Origin of the sequence: Archangium gephyra, assembly GCF_049060025.1 — a bacterium.
GTDB lineage: Bacteria > Myxococcota > Myxococcia > Myxococcales > Myxococcaceae > Archangium > Archangium gephyra_A.
Genome location: NZ_JBMEQQ010000002.1, coordinates 4,413,633 through 4,431,705, shown reverse-complemented (window position 1 = coordinate 4,431,705; position 18,073 = coordinate 4,413,633). Strand labels below are relative to the sequence as shown.

The 18,073-nt window shown below is 69.3% G+C and carries 17 protein-coding genes and 1 pseudogene; 11 read left to right on the top strand and 7 right to left on the bottom strand.

What is annotated here, in order from left to right:
* Nucleotides 1–19: 19 nt before the first annotated feature.
* Nucleotides 20–1,354, bottom strand: a complete 1,335-nt coding sequence (locus ACN28I_RS19310; RefSeq protein WP_420943449.1) for a sigma 54-interacting transcriptional regulator — start codon at nucleotides 1,352–1,354, stop codon at nucleotides 20–22.
* Nucleotides 1,355–1,378: 24 nt separating this feature from the next.
* Here ACN28I_RS19310 and ACN28I_RS19305 point away from each other — a divergent pair, with 24 nt between their 5' ends.
* A complete protein-coding gene (locus tag ACN28I_RS19305) occupies nucleotides 1,379–2,320 on the top strand; it encodes a serine/threonine-protein kinase (protein WP_420943448.1) in 942 nt (313 codons plus the stop codon).
* A gap of 59 nt (nucleotides 2,321–2,379) precedes the next feature.
* Here the strand turns inward: ACN28I_RS19305 and ACN28I_RS19300 are convergent, their stop codons facing one another.
* Nucleotides 2,380–2,865, bottom strand: a complete 486-nt coding sequence (locus ACN28I_RS19300) for a hypothetical protein (protein WP_420943447.1) — start codon at nucleotides 2,863–2,865, stop codon at nucleotides 2,380–2,382.
* Between the two features lie 177 nt (nucleotides 2,866–3,042).
* Nucleotides 3,043–4,056 (bottom strand): zinc-dependent alcohol dehydrogenase family protein, encoded by a 1,014-nt coding sequence (locus ACN28I_RS19295; RefSeq protein ID WP_420943446.1) that lies wholly within the window; start codon nucleotides 4,054–4,056, stop codon nucleotides 3,043–3,045.
* 92 nt (nucleotides 4,057–4,148) lie between these two features.
* On the opposite strand from ACN28I_RS19295, the gene ACN28I_RS19290 reads away from it, so the two are divergent.
* Nucleotides 4,149–5,510 carry a Caspase domain-containing protein gene (locus tag ACN28I_RS19290; protein ID WP_420943445.1) on the top strand — a complete coding sequence of 454 codons (1,362 nt, stop codon included), beginning with the start codon at nucleotides 4,149–4,151 and terminating at the stop codon, nucleotides 5,508–5,510.
* A 108-nt stretch (nucleotides 5,511–5,618) separates the two neighbouring features.
* On the opposite strand, the gene ACN28I_RS19285 is transcribed toward ACN28I_RS19290, so the two are convergent.
* The 3 genes from ACN28I_RS19285 to ACN28I_RS19275 form a co-directional block, all read right to left on the bottom strand.
* Entirely contained in the window at nucleotides 5,619–5,990 is a 372-nt protein-coding gene (locus tag ACN28I_RS19285) for a DUF2019 domain-containing protein (protein WP_420943444.1), read from the bottom strand.
* Between the two features lie 51 nt (nucleotides 5,991–6,041).
* On the bottom strand, nucleotides 6,042–6,257 hold the full coding sequence (locus tag ACN28I_RS19280) for a hypothetical protein (protein ID WP_420943443.1): 216 nt from the start codon (nucleotides 6,255–6,257) through the stop codon (nucleotides 6,042–6,044).
* A 134-nt stretch (nucleotides 6,258–6,391) separates the two neighbouring features.
* Entirely contained in the window at nucleotides 6,392–7,153 is a 762-nt protein-coding gene (locus ACN28I_RS19275) for an SDR family NAD(P)-dependent oxidoreductase (RefSeq protein WP_420943442.1), read from the bottom strand.
* Between the two features lie 89 nt (nucleotides 7,154–7,242).
* Here ACN28I_RS19275 and ACN28I_RS19270 point away from each other — a divergent pair.
* From ACN28I_RS19270 to ACN28I_RS19250, 5 genes and pseudogenes are all read left to right on the top strand, one after another.
* Nucleotides 7,243–8,422: pseudogene (locus tag ACN28I_RS19270) on the top strand (acyl-CoA dehydrogenase family protein).
* Between the two features lie 207 nt (nucleotides 8,423–8,629).
* Complete coding sequence (locus tag ACN28I_RS19265; RefSeq protein WP_420943441.1) at nucleotides 8,630–9,652, top strand: DUF6310 domain-containing protein; 1,023 nt, start codon at nucleotides 8,630–8,632, stop codon at nucleotides 9,650–9,652.
* Nucleotides 9,649–10,407: a DUF5953 family protein gene (locus ACN28I_RS19260; protein ID WP_420943440.1), complete on the top strand. Its 759-nt coding sequence runs from the start codon at nucleotides 9,649–9,651 to the stop codon at nucleotides 10,405–10,407. The genes ACN28I_RS19265 and ACN28I_RS19260 overlap by 4 nt, the downstream gene beginning before the upstream one ends.
* A gap of 91 nt (nucleotides 10,408–10,498) precedes the next feature.
* Nucleotides 10,499–12,247, top strand: a complete 1,749-nt coding sequence (locus ACN28I_RS19255) for a serine/threonine protein kinase (protein ID WP_420943439.1) — start codon at nucleotides 10,499–10,501, stop codon at nucleotides 12,245–12,247.
* A 90-nt stretch (nucleotides 12,248–12,337) separates the two neighbouring features.
* Nucleotides 12,338–13,279 carry a DUF2381 family protein gene (locus ACN28I_RS19250; RefSeq protein WP_420943438.1) on the top strand — a complete coding sequence of 314 codons (942 nt, stop codon included), beginning with the start codon at nucleotides 12,338–12,340 and terminating at the stop codon, nucleotides 13,277–13,279.
* Nucleotides 13,280–13,286: 7 nt separating this feature from the next.
* Here the strand turns inward: ACN28I_RS19250 and ACN28I_RS19245 are convergent, their stop codons facing one another.
* Nucleotides 13,287–13,409 carry a hypothetical protein gene (locus ACN28I_RS19245; RefSeq protein ID WP_420943437.1) on the bottom strand — a complete coding sequence of 41 codons (123 nt, stop codon included), beginning with the start codon at nucleotides 13,407–13,409 and terminating at the stop codon, nucleotides 13,287–13,289.
* Between the two features lie 119 nt (nucleotides 13,410–13,528).
* On the opposite strand from ACN28I_RS19245, the gene ACN28I_RS19240 reads away from it, so the two are divergent.
* The 4 genes from ACN28I_RS19240 (at nucleotide 13,529) to ACN28I_RS19225 (ending at nucleotide 18,071) form a co-directional block, all read left to right on the top strand.
* Nucleotides 13,529–14,098 carry a hypothetical protein gene (locus ACN28I_RS19240; protein WP_420943436.1) on the top strand — a complete coding sequence of 190 codons (570 nt, stop codon included), beginning with the start codon at nucleotides 13,529–13,531 and terminating at the stop codon, nucleotides 14,096–14,098.
* A 262-nt stretch (nucleotides 14,099–14,360) separates the two neighbouring features.
* On the top strand, nucleotides 14,361–15,161 hold the full coding sequence (locus ACN28I_RS19235) for a hypothetical protein (protein ID WP_420943435.1): 801 nt from the start codon (nucleotides 14,361–14,363) through the stop codon (nucleotides 15,159–15,161).
* Nucleotides 15,162–15,480: 319 nt separating this feature from the next.
* The gene (locus ACN28I_RS19230; protein WP_420943434.1) at nucleotides 15,481–15,846 is read left to right on the top strand and encodes a hypothetical protein; all 366 of its coding nucleotides are present in this window, start codon (nucleotides 15,481–15,483) and stop codon (nucleotides 15,844–15,846) included.
* Nucleotides 15,843–18,071 (top strand): ATPase domain-containing protein, encoded by a 2,229-nt coding sequence (locus tag ACN28I_RS19225; protein ID WP_420943433.1) that lies wholly within the window; start codon nucleotides 15,843–15,845, stop codon nucleotides 18,069–18,071. The genes ACN28I_RS19230 and ACN28I_RS19225 overlap by 4 nt, the downstream gene beginning before the upstream one ends.
* The last annotated feature ends 2 nt before the right edge of the window (nucleotides 18,072–18,073 follow it).

Genomic DNA, 18,073 nt, shown 5'->3' with positions numbered 1-18,073 from the left:
GGGTGCAACCCGGGGGGATTCAGTCGGGCTCCTCGGGGAGCAGGCCATGGCGCCGGGCCAGGGCCCGCAGGTGTTTGCGATCCACGCCCGCCTGCCGCGCCGCCTCCGAGAGGTTGCCGCCCGCCCGTGCCAACACGTCCCGGAGGTAGTGCCGCTCGAAGGACTCCACCAGCGCCTGTTTCGCCTCCGCGAAGGGCAGGTCCGTGCGCAGCGGCACCTCCGGCCCCGTCCCCTGTGGTTGGAGCGACAGGCGCAGCTCCTCGAAACCCCGCGCCCCTCGCGAGAGCACCAGCGTCCGCTCCAGCACATTGCGCAACTCGCGCACGTTGCCCGGCCAGTCGTGCCCCGAGAGCACCTCCAGCCCGGGGCCCCGGATGGGTCCGGGCTCGAAGCCCCGGCGGCGCAGCAGCTCCGCCACCAGCAACGGCAGATCCTCCCGGCGCTGCCGCAACGGGGGCAGGGGCAGCGTCACCACCGCCAGCCGGTAGTAGAGGTCCGGCCGGAAGGTGCCCTCGGCCACCGCCAGCGAGAGGTCCACCCGCGAGGCCGCCACCACCCGCACGTCCACGGCCTGCTCGACGTCTCCGCCCACCGGGCGCACCCGGCGCTCCTCCAGCACGCGCAAGAGCCGCGCCTGCACCGACGGCGGAATGCCCGCCAGCTCGTCGAGGAAGAGCGTGCCTCCCTGGGCCCGCACGAAGGCACCCGAGCGCGCCGCCAGCGCTCCCGTGAAGGCTCCGCGCACATGGCCGAAGAGCTCGCTCTCCACCAGCCCCTCCGGCAGCGCGCCGCAGTCCACCGCCACGAAGGGCCCCTTGCGCCGCGCGCTCGCCTCGTGGAGCGCGCGCGCCACCACCTCCTTGCCCGTCCCCGTCTCGCCCTGGATGAGCACCGTCGTGTCCGTGGGCGCCACGTGCTCCAGCACCGCGAACAGCTCGCGCATGGCCAGGCTCTCGCCCACCAACTCTCCGAAGCGCCGTGCCTGACTCGGCGCCACTTCCCACGGCTGGCCCTCGGCCTGGATGCGCAGGAAGCTCCGCCCCACCTTGAGCGTGGCCCCCACCCGCACCCGTGCCTCGCCAATCCGCGAGCCCTCGTACAGCGTGCCGTTGCGGCTGCCGAGGTCCCTCACCACGAAGTCCACCCCCTCCGAGTGGATCTCCAGGTGCTCGCCCGAGACGCGTGGGTCGCTCAGCCGCAGCGCGCACCCCTCGCGCGTGCCCACCCGCATGGGGGACTTCCCGAGCGCCACCGCGCGCCCCGCGTCGGGCCCATCGATGACGACGAGCTGACAGCGCCGGGCGGTGGTGCTGCCGGAGGACTCATTCTGGGTGGAGAGGGCGGTCTTGGACACGGTGGCCAGGCTAGTCTAGGGCGGGTGAGGGAGTTGCCGCGACAGCTCGGTCCCTATCGTCTCGTGCGCCGGCTCGGTGCGGGGGGCATGGCCGAGGTGTTCCTCGCGCTGGCCTTCGGCGCCAGCGGCTTCGAGAAGCGCGTGGTGCTCAAGGTGTTGCGTCCCGAGCACGTGGGCAATGCCACCTATGAGCGCATGTTCCTCGAGGAGGGCCGGCTGGGGGCGAGGCTGAGCCACCGCAACCTCGTGGGGGTGCACGACCTGGGGTACGCGGACGGGGCCTACTACGTGCGGCTGGACTACGTGGAGGGCGCGGACCTGGCGAGCCTCCTGGCGCGCGGGCGGCCCGGGTCGGCGCTGGCGCTCTTCGTGGCGGACGAGCTCGCGCTGGCGCTCGCCGCGGTGCACGGGCTGGAGGACGAGGCGGGGCGGCCACTCGGGTTGGTGCACCGGGACGTCACTCCGTCCAACGTGCTGGTGTCCCGGCTGGGCGAAGTGAAGCTGGCCGACTTCGGCATCGCCAAGGCCACGCTGCTGCGGGAGCAGACGCGCGCCGGGGTGCGCAAGGGAACCTACGCGTACATGTCCCCCGAGCAGGTGCGAGGCGGCGCGCTGGGGCCGGCAAGCGATCTCTTCTCGCTGGGCACCACCCTGCACGAGCTGCTCACCGGGCGCCGGCCCTTCGACGGGGAGACGCCTTTCGAGACGATGGAGCGCATCCGCGAGGCGGACGTGGGGCCGCTCGCGGACGTGGAGGAGGACCTTCGCCCGGTGCTCCGGGCCTGTCTGGCGCGGCGGCCGGAGGACAGGCCGGGCTCGGCCGAGGCGTTGCGCCGGATGCTCTCCCCGCCGCGCCGCGCACGCGCCGAGGCCGGGCCGCCGGAGCTGGCCCGGTGGGTTGTCGAGGGGCTGGAGCAGGGCGGCGCGGGTGGCTCCACGGGCGGGACGGTGCTGGAAGACACGTGAGGCGCGGTCAGCCCGGAGTGGCGCGGATCTCCGCACCAGAAGCGCGAGCCCTCTTCGCCTCAGTAGTCGTAGCGGGTGTTGGCGTCGAGACTTCCAGAGAAGGTATAGCCGACCTTGTCGTTGTAGACGGAGCCCTTGAGGTGCTCGCCCCCCGACTTCAGATCGCCCCAGACGTAGAGGAAACCCTTGCATCCGGCGCACGTGGGATCGCCATTCTTGAACACGTCCCACTCGCCGTTGAGCTCATCCGCGTCGGAGGAGGTGATGCGCACCAGCTTGAACTCGTACGTGTCGCCGGTCGCCACCTTCGCGCGCGCGTTGCCGAATCCCTGGAGCGTGTTCTCCTGCCAGCTGAACGTCGCGAAGCCCGCCGTGACCGTGTGGCTGGTGTTCTGGCCCTGGACGTAGTTGGTCTCGCTGAAATAGTTGAGGGCCGACGAGCGCACGTTGTGGACCGGCAGGATGTTGCTCCAGGCCAGGATGGGGAGCGCCACCGTCAGGGCCGCCAGACCGTTGAAGACAGACTTGGGCATGTTGCTCAGCATGGATTCTCCTCGAGGTTGAGATGAGTGCCGGCGGGTTCCCGCCAGCGGCCATGCCCTGAGCACCCGGCGTGCCAGGAGTTGAAATCCGCCAAACCGCTGAAATCGCTGGACGCCTGCCTGCCTGCTCTCCATGCCGTGACAAGTCTGGGCAGGGGAGTGACCAGAATTTGTCGGTCCTCACGCCACGCGGATGACGACCTTGCCGAAGTGCGCCCCGCTCTTGAGGTGCTCGAAGGCGGCGCGCGTCTCGGCGAACGGGAAGACGCGGTCCACCACCGGGCGCACCGCGTGCAGGGTCAGCGCGCGGTTGAGGGCCTCGAAGGACTGGCGGTGCCCCACCAGGATGCCCTGCACGCGCAGGTTCCCCATGAGGATGGGGGTGAGCGGCATGGCTCCCGCGCCACCGCTGAGCACGCCGATGACGGACACGGTGCCCCCCACGCGCACGGCGCGCAGGGACTTCTCGAAGGTCCCGGCGCCGCCCACCTCCACGACATGGTCCACGCCCGTGCCGCCGGTGAGGGTGCGCGCCGCCTTGTCCCAGTCCGGCGTCGTCACGTAGTTGATGCCCTCGTGGGCGCCCAGCGCACGGGCCCGCTCCAGCTTGTCGTCCCGGCTGGAGGTGATGAGGACGCGAGCCCCCATCATCCGGGCGATCTGCAGCGCGAAGATGGAGACACCCCCGGTGCCCTGCAGCAGCACGGTGTCTCCCGCCTGGAGCCCGCCGTGCGTGACGAGCGCGCTCCACGCGGTGACGGCCGCGCACGGCAGAGTGGAGGCCTCCTCGTCCGTCAGGTGCGCGGGGGTGGGGACCACGCCGTCCTCGTGCAGCACCATCGTGTCCGCGAGCGCCCCATCCAGGGGCCCGCCCAGCGTGCTGCCCTGCACGGCGCGCGAGGGCTCTCCGGCGAGCCACGCCTGCGCGAAGAGGCTCATCACCCGGTCCCCGGGCTTCACCCGGGTGACGCCCGGTCCCACCGCGTCCACCACGCCCGCTCCATCCGAGTTGGGTACCAGCGGCAGCTTCTGCCGCGGGTTGTAGCGCCCCTCCACCATCATCAGATCGCGGTAGTTGAGGCTCGTGGCCTTCACCCGCACCCGCACCTGCAGGGGTCCCGGCACGGGGTCCGGCCGCTCGGCGGCCACCAGCTTGTCCAGCCCGAATCCGTCACGAATCTCGTAGACCTTCATGGGGCGGGTTCTAACGCGCCCCATGCTTCGCGGAGAACGGTTTCGGCGGCACGGGCGGGAAGCGTTGACTCCCCTGCGGTAGACTCTCCGGCATGACGCGGCGATTCTGGGCCAGGAGTGGCGCGGTGGTGCTGTTGTGGATGGGCGCACAGGGATGTGCCCGGGTTCCCGTTGTCCAGGACGCGGATGTGGACGCGCTCGCCGACTGGCCCGAGCCCGCCCCCGAGGACGAGAAGAAGATCGAGTCCGCCGAGCCCGTGACGCCCCACGCGCCGCTCCCGGCGCCTCCCCGCGCCTCCAACCTCCTGGTGCTGGGCGGTGGCGGCGAGCCCTCCAGCAATGAGATCGCCCTGGAGAAGAATGTCCGCTACTTCCAGCGGACGCTCGAGGCGCAGGGCCTCGCGCCCGCTTCCGCCTCCGTCTATTTCGCCAATGGGAATGATGGACAGGCCACCGTGCGCTACCTCGGGGAAGGCGCGCGCGAGCAATTCAAGGCCCTGGAGATTCCCCACCTGAAGGGACCGGCGACCCTGGAGCACTTCCTGGAGTGGGTGGACCGGAGCGCGCGGGACACGCCCCATCAACCGGCCTTCATCTACTTCACGGGGCACGGAGGCTTGAACAGCCGGCACCGCAACAACAACCACCTGGCGCTCTGGGAGGGGGACACGCTGACGGTGCGGGCCTTTGGCCTCTTCCTGAACCGGCTCCCGAGCACCACGCCCGTGGTCACGGTGATGGCCCAGTGCTACGCCGGCTCGTTCGCCAACTTCATCTACCAGGACGCCAATCCCAAACGGCCGGTGGTGGCCCAGCCCCGCTGTGGCTTCTTCGCCACCACGGACTTCCTCCCCTCCGTCGGCTGCACGCCGGAGGTGGATGAGGCGGACTACAAGGATTACAGCTCCAGCTTCTTCGCGGGCCTCAGTGGGCGGGACCGGATGGGCAAGGCGGTGGCCTCGGCCGATCATGACGGGGATGGTCGGGTGAGCTACGCGGAGGCCCACGCGTTCGCGAAGGTGGATGGCGAGACCACGGATCTGCCCATCTCCACCTCGGAGGCATGGTTGCAGCGGCGCGCCACGCGGCGCGACCGGCGACGGTTCCTCTCCGCGCCCATCCTGGAGGTGCTGCGCGGCGGGCGCCCGGAGCAGCGGTATGTCGTGGAGTCGCTCGTGGCCCGGCTGGGTTTCCTCCCCGAGCTGTCCGTGCGCGACAACCTCAAGACCACGATGCCTCGCACGGAGGAGGCCGTGGCCTATGTCGAGCGCCTCTACATGGAGCTGATCAACATCGGCATGCAGGAGAAGCTCCGGGCCTCGGCGTCTCCCCAGGCGCTCTCCGTCCTCGATCGGCTGCTCCAGTGCGAGAATGGCTCCTGGGATACGCCGCCCGGCGCGGTGCCGGTACCGGTGCAAGCTTCCGAGGCTGAAGCGGCGGCCGGTGAGCCATGAGCAAGGCTCGTGCATGAGGTGAGCGGCGCGGCGGAGACGGCCCACCCGGGCCCCGCCGTGTCCGTCGACTACCACCTGCGGCAGATGGTGCTCGCGGCGCGGGCGTAGTTAACGAGGGTTGAAGGTTCCTGCCTTCCATTGCTCCAGCGATCTCTCCGCGGAGAAACCGACCAGCCCGTCAACATGCGCGGCGATGTCTGTCAGCACCCGCTCCCCTTCGCCTGGTGCGAACTCCAATACCGAGACCGCAGCCCAGCAACGGGTTCCCGGGTCTGGGTCATCGAGCAACTTCAACAACTGGCGCTGCGCTTCAATACCTCTCGCTTTGAGTTCCTTTTCGATTGCAACGAGAAGATCATACATGCGGTTCGCTTCTCTCGGTTTGCCCGCGTAGATCGCGGGCCACCTCTCGGCGGATAGGGTCCTGATTCTTTCGATCAACTCTTCCGTTGGAAGCTTCTTGATCTGGGTCTTCTTCATGGGATGATTCCAAAGCGTCTCAGGATCAGCAGTCCGAAGGTGCGCTGTTCTTCATACCTGCACCGGCTGAAAGTCCGTGGGCAGGTTGGAAAAGACGGTTTCACCCTCGAGCGTGGACGTGTGGTGCGGGGACGTCGTCAGTGCTCCGCCCGTGGGTACCCCGGTGGTGCAAGCCGTCACCAGCATCAACGCCGCCAGCGCCAGTGCACCCGCTCGCAAGGGCCGCCGCGTGCCCTTCGGGCGTGAGTTGACACAATTCCTGGTCATTTACTCCCTCACCCCAGCCCTCTCCCAGTGGGAGAGGGAGCATTCACAGTGGGAACCTGGGGACCGTGGCACCCTCACCCCGTCCCTCTCCCGAAGGGAGAGGGGATATTGGGGGATGTTGGGGGGTATGGGGCTCAACCCGCCTCGCCACCGTCGATGTTGTAGGCCGCCCCGGTGATGGTGGCCGCCGCGTCCGAGCTCAGGAAGAGGCACAGCGCCGCCACCTCCTCCGGCTGGATGACCCGCCCCATCGCGTTCATGTTCGCCAGCGCCGCGTGCGCCTCCTGCTCCGTGCGGCCCGTGCTCTTCGAGATCGCCGCTTTCGCGTTCGTGAGCATGTCCGTCTCCACCCAGCCCGGATTCACGATGTTCACCGTCACCTGCTTGCGCGCCCACTCCACCGCCAGCGACTTCGTCAGCCCCAGCAGCGCGTGCTTCGACGCGCAATACGCCGACGTGTATTTCACTCCCCTCGTCGCCGCCATGCTCCCGATGTTGATCACCCGGCCCCCTCCCGCCGCCGCCATCGCCGGAATCAGCTCCCGGCTGAACAGGAACGGCGCCGTCACGTTCACCGTCATCACCCGCTGGAAGTCCTGCGTCGTCGTCTTGTTCAGCGGCGCCGACACCGAAATCCCCGCGTTGTTCACCAGCACCCGCGGCGTCCCCGCCTCCAATATCTTCTTGCTCGCCGCCAGCACCGCCGCCTCGTCCGCCACGTCCACCGCCAGCGGGCGCACCGCTCCTCCCGACTCGCGCGCCAACTCCTCCAGCGCCTCCGCCGCCCTCGCCAGCGCCCACACCTGGTAGCCCTCCTTCACGTACGCCTGCACCAGCGCCTTGCCGATTCCCCGGCTCGCGCCCGTCACTACCGCCGTCTTCTGGGTCGTCGTCATGGTCCCCGACCTTACCCGGACCTCGTTCCCCTCGCCCCCCCGGTGATACAAGCCCCCAGCCCCGTCCCACCCCCCTGGAGGCCCCTCCCATGTCTCGCGCGGACATCACCGACCTCTTCCGCATCGACGACCTCCTCTCCCCCGAGGAGAAGGCCGCCCGCGACACCGTCGCCCGCTTCGTCGACTCCGAGGTCCTCCCCATCATCGGCAAGCACTTCCGCGAGGGCTCCTTCCCCTCCCACCTCGTGCCCCGCCTCGGTGAAATGGGCGTGTTCGGCGCCAACCTCCAGGGCTACGGCTGCGCCGGGTTGAACACCGTCAGCTACGGCCTCATCCTCCAGGAGCCTCGAGCGCGGCGACTCGGGCCTGCGCTCCTTCGCCTCCGTGCAGGGCTCGCTCTGCATGTTCCCCATCCACGCCTACGGCAGCGAGGCGCAGAAGCAGCGCTTCCTCCCCGCCATGGCCCGCGGCGAGCTCATCGGCTGCTTCGGGCTCACCGAGGCCGACTTCGGCTCCAACCCCGGCGGCATGCGCACCCGCGCCCGCCGCGACGGCGACTCCTGGGTCCTCAACGGCTCCAAGACGTGGATTACCAACGGCTCCATCGCCCACGTCGCCGTCGTCTGGGCCAAGACGGACGAGGGCGGCCCCGAGTCCATCCGCGGCTTCCTCGTGGAGCAGGGCATGCCCGGTTTCTCCGCCCGCGAGATTCCCGGCAAGTTCTCCATGCGCGCCTCCACCACCAGCGAGCTGTCCTTCCAGGACGTGCGCGTGCCCGACGCCAACGTGCTCCCCGGCGTCACCGGCCTGCGCGGCCCCCTGTCCTGTCTCAACACCGCCCGGATGACGATCGCCTTCGCCGTCACCGGCGCCGCCATCGCCTGTTTCGAGGGTGCTCGCGAGTACTCGCTCTCCCGCGGCCAGTTCGACAAGCCCATCGCCGCCTACCAGCTCACCCAGGAGAAGCTGGCGGACATGCTGCAAGAGATTGTGAAGGCGCAGCTCCTCTCCCTGCGGCTGGCGCGCCTCAAGGACGAGGGCAAGGCCACCCCCGTCATGGTGAGCCTCGCCAAGCGCAACAACGTGAAGGCCGCGCTGGAGATCGCCCGCGTGGCCCGGAGCATCTACGGCGCCAACGGCGTCACCGACGCCTACCCGCCCATCCGCCACCTGCTCAACCTGGAAAGTGTATACACCTACGAGGGCACCCACGAGGTGCACACGCTGGTGCTCGGCAAGGCCATCACCGGCCATGACGCGTTCGGGTGAGAGGGTTTGTCAGCCGGGCCTGTGCGGGCCCGCCACCCCTTTAGGGTTGGCCGTCCCGCACCCTATCTTTCAGGACTGCTACACTTGGGGGAGGCCCGCGCCATGTCGAAGAAGCACCGGAGTCCCGTTGTGGGGGAGGGCGGCGGCACGCAGCGTGAGGTTCGGCGGAGCGCGCGGGGTAGGCCGTGGCCTGGCCCGCGAGCCGTGGTGCTTCTCGTTCTCTCGCTGCAGGCCGCGTGCGCGACGAGCTACCCCATGGGCGGGACGCTCACCGGAACGGCGCGCCGCTGGCAGCGGGGCGGTGAGGCCCAGGGGGCGGCCGCGGTGTGGTCCGAGGGGTCCAGCGAGGACCAGGTGCTCGCCAACCTCCGGCGAGCGGCGAAGCTGCCCTGGACGGACGGAGGGCGGTGTGTCGTGGAGGAGGCCTCCCAACCCTGGCCCGTGCTGGCGGAGCGGTGCTACCAGGTGCTCGACCATGAGCGTGTCCGCTTCAACGAGCGTACCGGGCGGTGCGCGGTCGCCTCTGCTGGGGCGGGTGCTGTGGGAGTCGGGCTGTGCGTCCTGGCGGCACCGGAGATCATCGTCGGAGCGATAGTCGTCGCCGGTGTGGTGGTGGTGGGCTTGGCGATTTCGGAGGCGCTGGAGGCGTACGAGAAGCGTGGGCGTCCCCAGGTTCGGCCGCCGCCTTCGCGGCCGCCGCCTTCGCGGCCGGTGCCGGAGACGCGGCCGGTGCCAGAAGCGCGACCGGTGACCGAGACGAAGCCCGTCCCTCAGCAGCTCAAGAAGAAGCGGCGGCCCAAGCCGGAGCCGGAGGGAGAGGGCGGGCGGCCCCCGCTGCCACCCGAGCCCACGGACAGGGAGCGCAACCGCAGGTGCGAGGCCATGCCGGTGCCGCACTCAGGCGGCAACAAGGCGCACAACACGTGCGCCGACTGGTATCCGCCAAACCGCTGGCCCGGGATGGATGCACGTGTAGATGGCAGGGACTTCGACGCGCTTCAGGTGGGAGTGCGTGTGCTGTGGGAGATCAAGGTCGAGAAGTTCGACGAATACAGTGACTTCTTGAAGAAGATTACGGTCGCGAAGGAGATGAGGGAGTTCACCAAATACCGGGACATCGCGCTGGCCTGTGGCTATGCCTTCAAGGTTGGGGTGATCAGCGAGGCCCACAAGGCCGCGCTCCTGAAGGAAGACGCCAGCTTTGATATCGTCGTCACAGGGTGCAAATGATGACCGCTCGAGCCGAGTTGTATCTACACGTTTACGCGCCAGCTCTCACGAGCGACGACGGGCGCCCGCTCGCGGCTGTTGAAGGGATGGAGCGGGCAATTCCCGGGTTGCAGTTGGCGTGGCGGCTCTCGGACGCGGGGCGCCCCATCGCGCTTCCGCAACGGGCGGCGTGGCTGGCCAGGTCGGCCGCGGATGGCGAGTTTGGGTTGTTGTGCAATGGCAATGAGAGCTACCCGGTGACGATGGGGGGCCGACGCGGGAGCGCGATTTCGAGTCCGGGGGGGGAGCCGCTGCTGACTGTTCACGCGAATCTCCCGCAGGACGAGCCCATTGTGGCTGCGGCAGTGGACATGCTGGAGAATGTCGCGGAAGGCGTGCGTGCCCGGTGGGGCGTCGTGGCGCCCGGCCCCGTGAGGTTGGTCATCGCGGCGCAGACGGGCCCGAAGTCGAGGGGACCGGAACGTCCTCCTCACGGGCTGCCCATGCTCAAGCTCCCGTGGAACATCCGCTCGCCCACGGTCCCCCAGTATCTGGGGTGGATCAACTACTGGTCCGCGGCCGCCGCGGAGGCCATCGGCTTTCCGGAGCCCTCCCGCGATGCCGAGCTGCTGGCGCGGGCCCGGCGGACGGCGTCGGGAGGGTGGGTGGTGAGCCTCACCGATGCGCCGCTCGACCTGGACAAGCCCGTCCACCTCGAGGCGCTCAAACAGGCCTACGAGCGATTCCCGCAGATCGGTGGGCGTGCGGAGACATGACCTACCGGCCATGACGCGTTCGGCTGAGAGGGTTTGCCAGACTGCCGGCACGCGCGACCTGCTACGTTGAGGTCCTCCGAGGTAGGCCCGCGTGTCCACACAGACGCAGTCCCCCAGGCCCGAGCACCCCGTCCCCCTTCACGGCGAGGGCGCCCTGCATCCGCCCGACGAGTCCCCGCTGCCTGTCGGCACCCGGATTGGCGGGGACGTGGTGGAGGGGGTGCTGGGCAGCGGCGGCTTCGCCACCGTGTACCGGGTGCGCGGCCCCGAGGGCCACCTGTCCGCCCTCAAGCTGCTGCCGCTGGACCAGGGCCCCGAGCGCGCCGCGCGCGCCTGGCGGGAGATGTCCCTGGGCACGCGCCTGCGCCACCCCAACCTCGTGCGCCAGCTCGGCGCGGGGCAGTGGCCTCCGGACAACCCGCGCTTCGTGTGGCTGAAGCTGGAGCTGATTGACGGCCCCACGCTGGACGAGTGGGCGCCGGGGCGCACCCTGGGCGAGGTGGTGGAGCGGGTGCTGGAGGTGGCGCGCGCCCTGGCGGTGTCGCACGAGGCCGGCGTCCTCCACCGGGATGTGAAGGAAGCCAACATCCTGGTGCGCGAGCGCACCGGGCAGGCGGTGCTGGTGGACTTCGGGGTGGGCTACCACCCGGCCTACCCCACGCTGACGAAAGGCATGTTTCCCCCCGGCACGCTGCCCTACCGCGCCCCCGAGGCGTGGGCCTATGGCCGTGCGCACGCGGGCGAGCCGGGCGCGCACTACCGGGCCGGAGTGGGGGACGACCTGTACGCGCTGGGCGTCGTCTTCTACCGGCTGCTGACGGGCCGCTTCCCCTTCCGGCCCGCCGAGCACGGGGGCGAGGACGTGGACGCGGTGCTGCACCGGGCGCCGCTGCCGCCGCACCTCGTCAACCCGCGCGTGCCCCTGGCGGTGGAGGCGGTGTGCCTGCGGCTGCTGGCCAAGACGCCCGAGGCGCGCTACCCGGACGCCGTGGCGCTGTATGGGGCGCTGGAGGCGCTGAAGGCCGGAGCGGACGCGTCCTGGTCGGTGCCGCTGCTCCCGGAGCGGCGGCCCGCCGTGAAGCCGTGGTTCCACAAGGCCCGGGTGCTGGCAGCGGTGGGCGTGGGGTTGGCCGTGGCACTGGCGGCCTGGTGGCTCACTCCTGGCCAGGAAGTGGCGACAGGAAGGGGCGCGCCGGAACCTGTGCGGGCCGTGGCCGCGCCTCGCCCCGAGGCGCCCCGAAAGGACAGTGCCCCCGTGAAGCAGCAGCCGCAGACGTCTGGCCCCCAGCCCGAAGCCGTCCCCACGCGCCGGAAGGCCGCCGTGCGCGCCGCGTGTCTGGGCCTCACCGGCGCCGCCCTCCAGGCGTGCATGAGCGCCCCGCAGCAGGTGCCCCCCGAGCGCCCCGCCCCGCCTCCCCAGGCATGTCCCGCCGGGGCCGTGGAGACCATGACGGACATGCTCGGCCTGCGCCTCGGGGAGCGCAAAAGCATGGCGTGGGCCGAGCCCAACATCATGAACAAGAAGCCCGTGCGCGTGGACGCGGACACGCCCCTCTTCATACCGGGCGACTGGGAGGCAAATCGGGATGTGCGGGGCCGGGGCGACAAGGTCGCGCTGCCAGACTGGACCTGGATTTCCGGGAGGCTCTACGTCCACGAGGGGCGGGTGTACGGCCGCTTCACCGAGGCGCGCACGCCCCTCGGAGTGACGTACCCGGTGTGCCTGGAGTTGCTGGATACGAGGGGCAACGTCGGCGTGGAGCTGCTGCCCGGCAGCGCGCCGGGGAAGATGATGGTGAACGCTGTCGTGGAGCTGCGGGTGGTGGACCGCTTCCGGTAGGGGCGTCCCGCGGGCGGGACGGACACGACCGGGCAGGAGGTGTGGTAGAGCCCCACCCCTCCGGTTCTGTCCACGTGAGGTGCCCGCCCCATGCCCGTGCTGTCCTCCGCTGCCCTGTTGCGGCTCGTGCTGCTCACCGCTCCCGTGGAAGCCCCCGTGCCCTCCGCGCCTCTTGCCTGTGAGGCGGGGACGCACCACCTGGCGCTGACGGCGGACACGCCCGGCGAGGCGCTCGCGGTGTGCATCCACCCGGGGAAGCCCACCCACTTCTTCTTCGACGCGAAGCTGGCGCACGTGGAGCTGCCCGGGCGGGAGCGTTTCCTGGTGACGCGGGACGACACGGGGCTCGCCCTCGTCCCCACCCAGGCCCTGGAGAAGGGCGAGCGCGTGCGTCTGACCTTCTCCTTCCAGGAGGGCACGGAGCCGGCGGGCGTCACCTTCACCCTGGTGGTGCACCCCTCCGAGGCGGCGGGACTGGTGCGGGTGACACGCCGGCCGCGCTCGCTCGACTCCTACCGGGAGGGAGAGCGGCAGGCGCGGGCGGACGCACAGGCGTGCAGGGCGGACAAGGCCCGCCTGGAGGCTCAGTGCGGCGGGCAGCGGGGACTGCTCGGCCTGCGTGCCCAGGGGTTGTTGGGGGAGGACGGTATCCCCAGCAAGGACATCACCCCGGGCGTCACCTCGCGTCCGGGCAACACGCTCGCCAGTATGAAGGCCCTCAGCTACCGCTCGGACACCACGCCTACGGAGGGCGGGCGCGAGGTGGTGCGGCTGGCCGTGGAGCAGTTGTTGAAAAACCTCGGGAGCACGCCTTGGACCCCCGCGGGGGCGGTGCTGCGGGGGCCCAGGGGTGAGGAGTGGAAGGCCCTCGGTGTGTGGCCGCTGGAGGCGATTGCCCCGGGCAAGGAGCACCCCGTCATGATGGAGGTGGAGGTGACGGAGGAGGAGGCGCGCGGCACCTTCACCCTGAAGTGGTGGGGCCAGGAGGCAGGCAGCGGGGGCGATTTCTTCGACGGAGTGACGTTCCCGTAGCCAGCGCTCAGATGATGTCGTTGGGCAGGAAGACGACATGGTCCGCAGGTAGTTGGCCCGAGCCCGCCAGCTTCATCCACGAGTCCACGACCTCGTCCCCCGAGTACCTCGATGGTCCCGGGTTCCGCATGGAAGATGGCCCAGAACGCCGCCCGCTCCTCGGGCGTCGGCTCTGCCCCCCTATACTCGCTCTCGGCCAAACGATGCCGCTTTCCATCCCCAACCGCACCGGGCAAGAGCATGTCGGACATGAAGAACAGTGGAACCAGGACGAGGCGCACCTGGGAGTTGGCGGGTTTTCTCCTGGTGCTCGTGGCGGCCCTCGGTGCCCAGGCGCAGCCGCCCTCCGCCAAGCTCCCTGGCCGTCAGCTGGACTCCAAGGAGCCCTGGGGCGCTTTCCTTGGCAAGGCCGCACATGAGGTCATTGGCCTGGAGTACACTTTGCAGCACCCCACGAACGCCGTCTTCCTCAACACCATCAGCCTCTACAGAATCGTGGGGGAGGGGAAGTTGGGGAATCCCAAGCGTCTTCCAGAGTTCGTGAGGCGCTTGCGCCCGGACATCACCGATACCGACGCCCTCGTGCTGTTCGAGATCAAGCCGGACAATGAGGAGTCACGCGAGAAAGGGAGAGCCGAGGCGGGGCGCTACCTGGCGGCTCTGAACAAGGCTGTCGAGCCTGACAAGAAGCTGGCGGGAGGCACCGGCTTCGAGGGGTCGCTCTTCCTCGAATTCGAGAACGGGGGAGCACTCTGGCAGTTGTCCTGGCGCACGCCCGAGCCCGGAGTGACGCTGTACCGCTGGAGCTTCCCGGCGTAAGAAACCCGGTGCTTCCTGGAAGGAGCGGGCGGCCCAGAAGGAAGAGGAGTTGCCCTGGGAAGAAATAGAGCAGCGCGGTGAGTTGGCCGAGCAGGCGATCCGGGCTGCCTATGAAGGGAGTGAACGCCCCAAGGGCTTCCAGGGTCAGGTCTACCTGCCTGTGGACTGCCGCTGAGCGGGAGGGAGGAGTCCGCCGCCCTCGGAGCGCGCGAAGTGCCTGGCGCTTGAGGAGCATCTGACCGCTGTGGTAGGGCGAAAAGCCATGACCCCGGAACAATCGCCGGTGCTCGAGTTCCCAGCGTGGCTCTACGGCACCACCGCCGCCATCCGCCGCAAGGCGAGAGCCGAGGGACGCTGGTGGGCCCGGGAATACCGCAAGACCGGTGCCTTTCCCCAGCCCCGGCAGATGCGCCAGGTGCCGCACGAGGAGGTACTGGTGATGCGCTCGGGGGGTGAATTCGACTTGGGCCGCACTCGCTGGTGGGTGCACATGTTCGGCGATGTCTTCATGGACCTGGATGAAGGCGTCCCGGAGGAGGACTCCCTGCGCATGAGAGACGCCTTCGAGTCCTTCTGCCTGAGCACCCCGTGGGGCGCTCTCTACCATGCCGTATCCCCACCCCCTCCGCGGAGCGCGGAGCGCATGGCGAACCGGCTCGCCTCGGTGCTCCGCTTCTGGGAGGTGCTCCAGGTCCCTCGCTACGCGTTCTGGTTCGGGAAGAAGTACACGCTGGAAGAGCTCCTGGACGATATGTACCGCAACACCCTGGAAGCCTGGTGTCCCGGAGGCCCTGCCTCGGTCCGCGAGCACCTGGCCCTGACGGTGGAGCGCATGGCTCGCGCGACCCGAGAGGACTGCCTGGAGGCCGTGCTCCGGGTGATGCCTCTCGTGGTGGAGGCGAACACCGATCTCAAACACCGCGAGGTGCTCAGCGACCCGGACTTCCTGCGCGAGCGCCTCTCCGCGCTTCCCCCGGAGAGGTTCGAGGATTTCTCCAGCGCTAGCAAATACGCGGTGAACGGGCAGTTGTACGCATGGGACAGGGAGTTGGGGCGGCATTAGCAACGGACAGGGCCCACGGTCGTCATCGGGAGGTCGACCGTTGCGCATCCTCGGATGCACTGACGGTGCCCCTCTAAGTGGTGGGGCCAGGAGGCAGGCAGCGGGGGCGAGTTCTTCGACGGAGTGAGGTTTCCGTGAAGCGCCGTCCTGGTGGGCACCCGACAGGCCGCCCTCCTGCATCGTGGACTTATGAAGTCACAGTGACTAAATGTGTGCCGGGGGGGGCCCGCTTCCTCCATCAGGCCCGTGACCCCAGATGCCCGAGCGGAACATCCATAAAAAGACCGTGAAGGCCTGGCGCGACGGCTGGGGGGGGACCATGTCGCCTGAAGCGCTGGTCAATGTCTACGAGCGTGCGCTGGATGCGCTCTGGCGCCGCGCCCACCTGAGCCTGGGGGAGATCACCCTGATGGCCATCGTGGACCGGGTGCTCCACGATGGAACCGGGAAGTTCCCCCACCTCGCGGCGCTCAAGGTCGAGACGAGCGGGGTGCAATTCGGAGCGCTGCGCGTGGCCGCGCAGGGAGTCGACCCGGCGCTCCTGGATGAGTCGCTCGCGTTTCTGGTCGTCGAACTGCTGCGGGTGTTCGGGACTCTCACCGGAGAGATCCTCACGCCGGGCCTCCATGCGGAGTTGAGCAAGGTGCGTGTCCATCCCATGGATGACGAGGGGGGCAAGGTATGAGCGGCCCAGCTGACCATCCGATCCTCCCCCGGCTGGAGACGGGCATCTCCAATCTGGATGCCATCTTCCACGGCGGACTGCCCAAGGGGAGTGTGTCGGTCATCGCCGGTCCTCCGGGCTCGGGAAAGACGACCCTCACCCAGCAGATGTGCTTCCACCACGCGGCCAAGGGCGGCCGGGTCCTCTACTTCAACACCCTCTCCGAGCCGACCGCGAAGACGCTGCTCTACCTGCGGCCTTTCGCCTTCTTCGACCCGAAGCTGATCGAGGAGCACATCCGCTTCATCGACCTCGGCGTGATTCTCCGGAACAAGGGCCTGGAGCTGACGGCCAACCTGGTGATGGAGCATCTCAAGCAGTTCAAGCCCTCGATGCTGGTCATCGACAGCTACAAGGTCTTCGACGATCTGGCCAAGTCGGCCGAGGAGCTGCGCAAGTTCACCTACGAACTCACCGTCCGGCTGATGGCCTGGGAGTGCACCACCTTCCTGCTCGGGGAGTACAACCCGGCTCAGTTCGAGCACCCGGCCTACTCCGCCATCGACGGCATCATCACCCTCAAGCAGAGCGTGCTGTCCGGGGAGCAGCAGCGGCTCTTGCAGGTCATCAAGATGCGCGGCACCTCGCACAGCCGCGACGAGCACCCCTTCATCGTCACCTCCGACGGAGTCGACGTCTACGCGCCGAGCGTCACCCTGCGGCGCAACCGCGTCACCGGGCAGCGCCCGGCGGAGGTGCGCCGCATGAAGACGGGGGTCTCCAAGCTCGATGAACTCCTGGGCGAGGGCATTCCCCTCGGTTCGAGCATCATCGTCTCGGGCGTGGCGGGCACCGGCAAGACGGTCTCGGGGCTGGAGTTCCTCTACCGGGGCGCCCGGGACTTCGGCGAGAAGGGCATCTACTTCTCCTTCGAGGAGACCGACGAGCGCCTGCGCTCCACCGCCCGGGGGATGGGCTGGGAGCTGGACCGGGAGATCGACCGGGGGATGGTGCGGATCGTCTTCATCCCCCAGCCGGACATCCTGGTGGACCGGCACCTGCTGGAGATGCAGCGGCACGTCGAGGACTTCGGGGCCCGGCGCATCGTGGTCGACTCGATGTCGGTCTTCCTCCACAAGATCGACGACAAGCGCATCGTGCGCGACAAGGTGTTCTGGCTGGCCAACATCGTGCAGAACCAGGAGGCGGTGGGCTTCTTCGCCAACGACGTCCCCGCCGGCTCGTCGCAGCACACCCGCTTCGGCGTGGAGGAGACGGTGATGGACGGGCTCATCCTGCTCTCCATGGAGCAGGAGGGGCTCGAGCGCCATCGCTATATCGAGGTCAACAAGCTGCGCAACACCGGGCATGCCCGGGGCAAGCACTCGATGGCCATTCGCCCCGGGGGCATCTGCATCTTCCCGCGCGTGGACGAGGCGCTGCCCGAGGTGGAGACCGTTCCGCTCGCGCCTGGCCGGCGGCGTATCTCCTCCGGCGTGCCCCAGTTGGATGCGCTGGTGGGTGGCGGGCTGTTCGATGGCAGCGTGACGCTGGTGTCGGGAAGCCCCGGGACGGGCAAGAGCACCCTCGGCCTGCAGTTCGCGCTGGAGGCGGGGCGCACCGGGGGGCGTGCGCTCTACATCAGCCTGGAGGAAGGCCCCAGCCAACTGCTGCATGAGGCCGAGTCGCTGGGGCTGCCGTTGCGCGAGGCGCTCGATTCCGGAAAGGTGGAGGTCCTCTTCCTGCCCCGCGAGCACCTGCACGCGGCGCGCTTCCTCAGCGTGGTGGAGGACAACATCTCCCGCCTCGAGCCCACCCGGGTGGTGCTGGATAGCGCCAGCGACATCGAGGTGCTGGGCCTGGTGTCCGAGGAGCTGCGGCTGCTGCTTTACGGCCTGGTCATCCGCCTGCGCACCCTGGGGGTGACGAGCTTCTTCACGCTGGAGGCGCGCTCGCTCTTCATGTCCGACATCGTCAGCGAGCGCGGGTTGTCTCCGCTGGCGGACAACATCCTCATGTTCCGCTACGTCCAGGAGGCGGAGGGGCTCGTCCCGATGCTGACCGTGGTGAAGACGCGCGGCAGCGCCCACGACCGGGCGAGCCATCGCATCCGCATCGGCGAGGGGGGCATGCGGCTGGGTGGCGTGCCCGAGGCCGCGCCCCCATCTTCCAAGGACGCGACGAAGAAGAAGCGCACCCCCAGCCCCAAGCGGGGGCCCGGCCCCAAGAAGGGGCGCCGGAAGTAGGG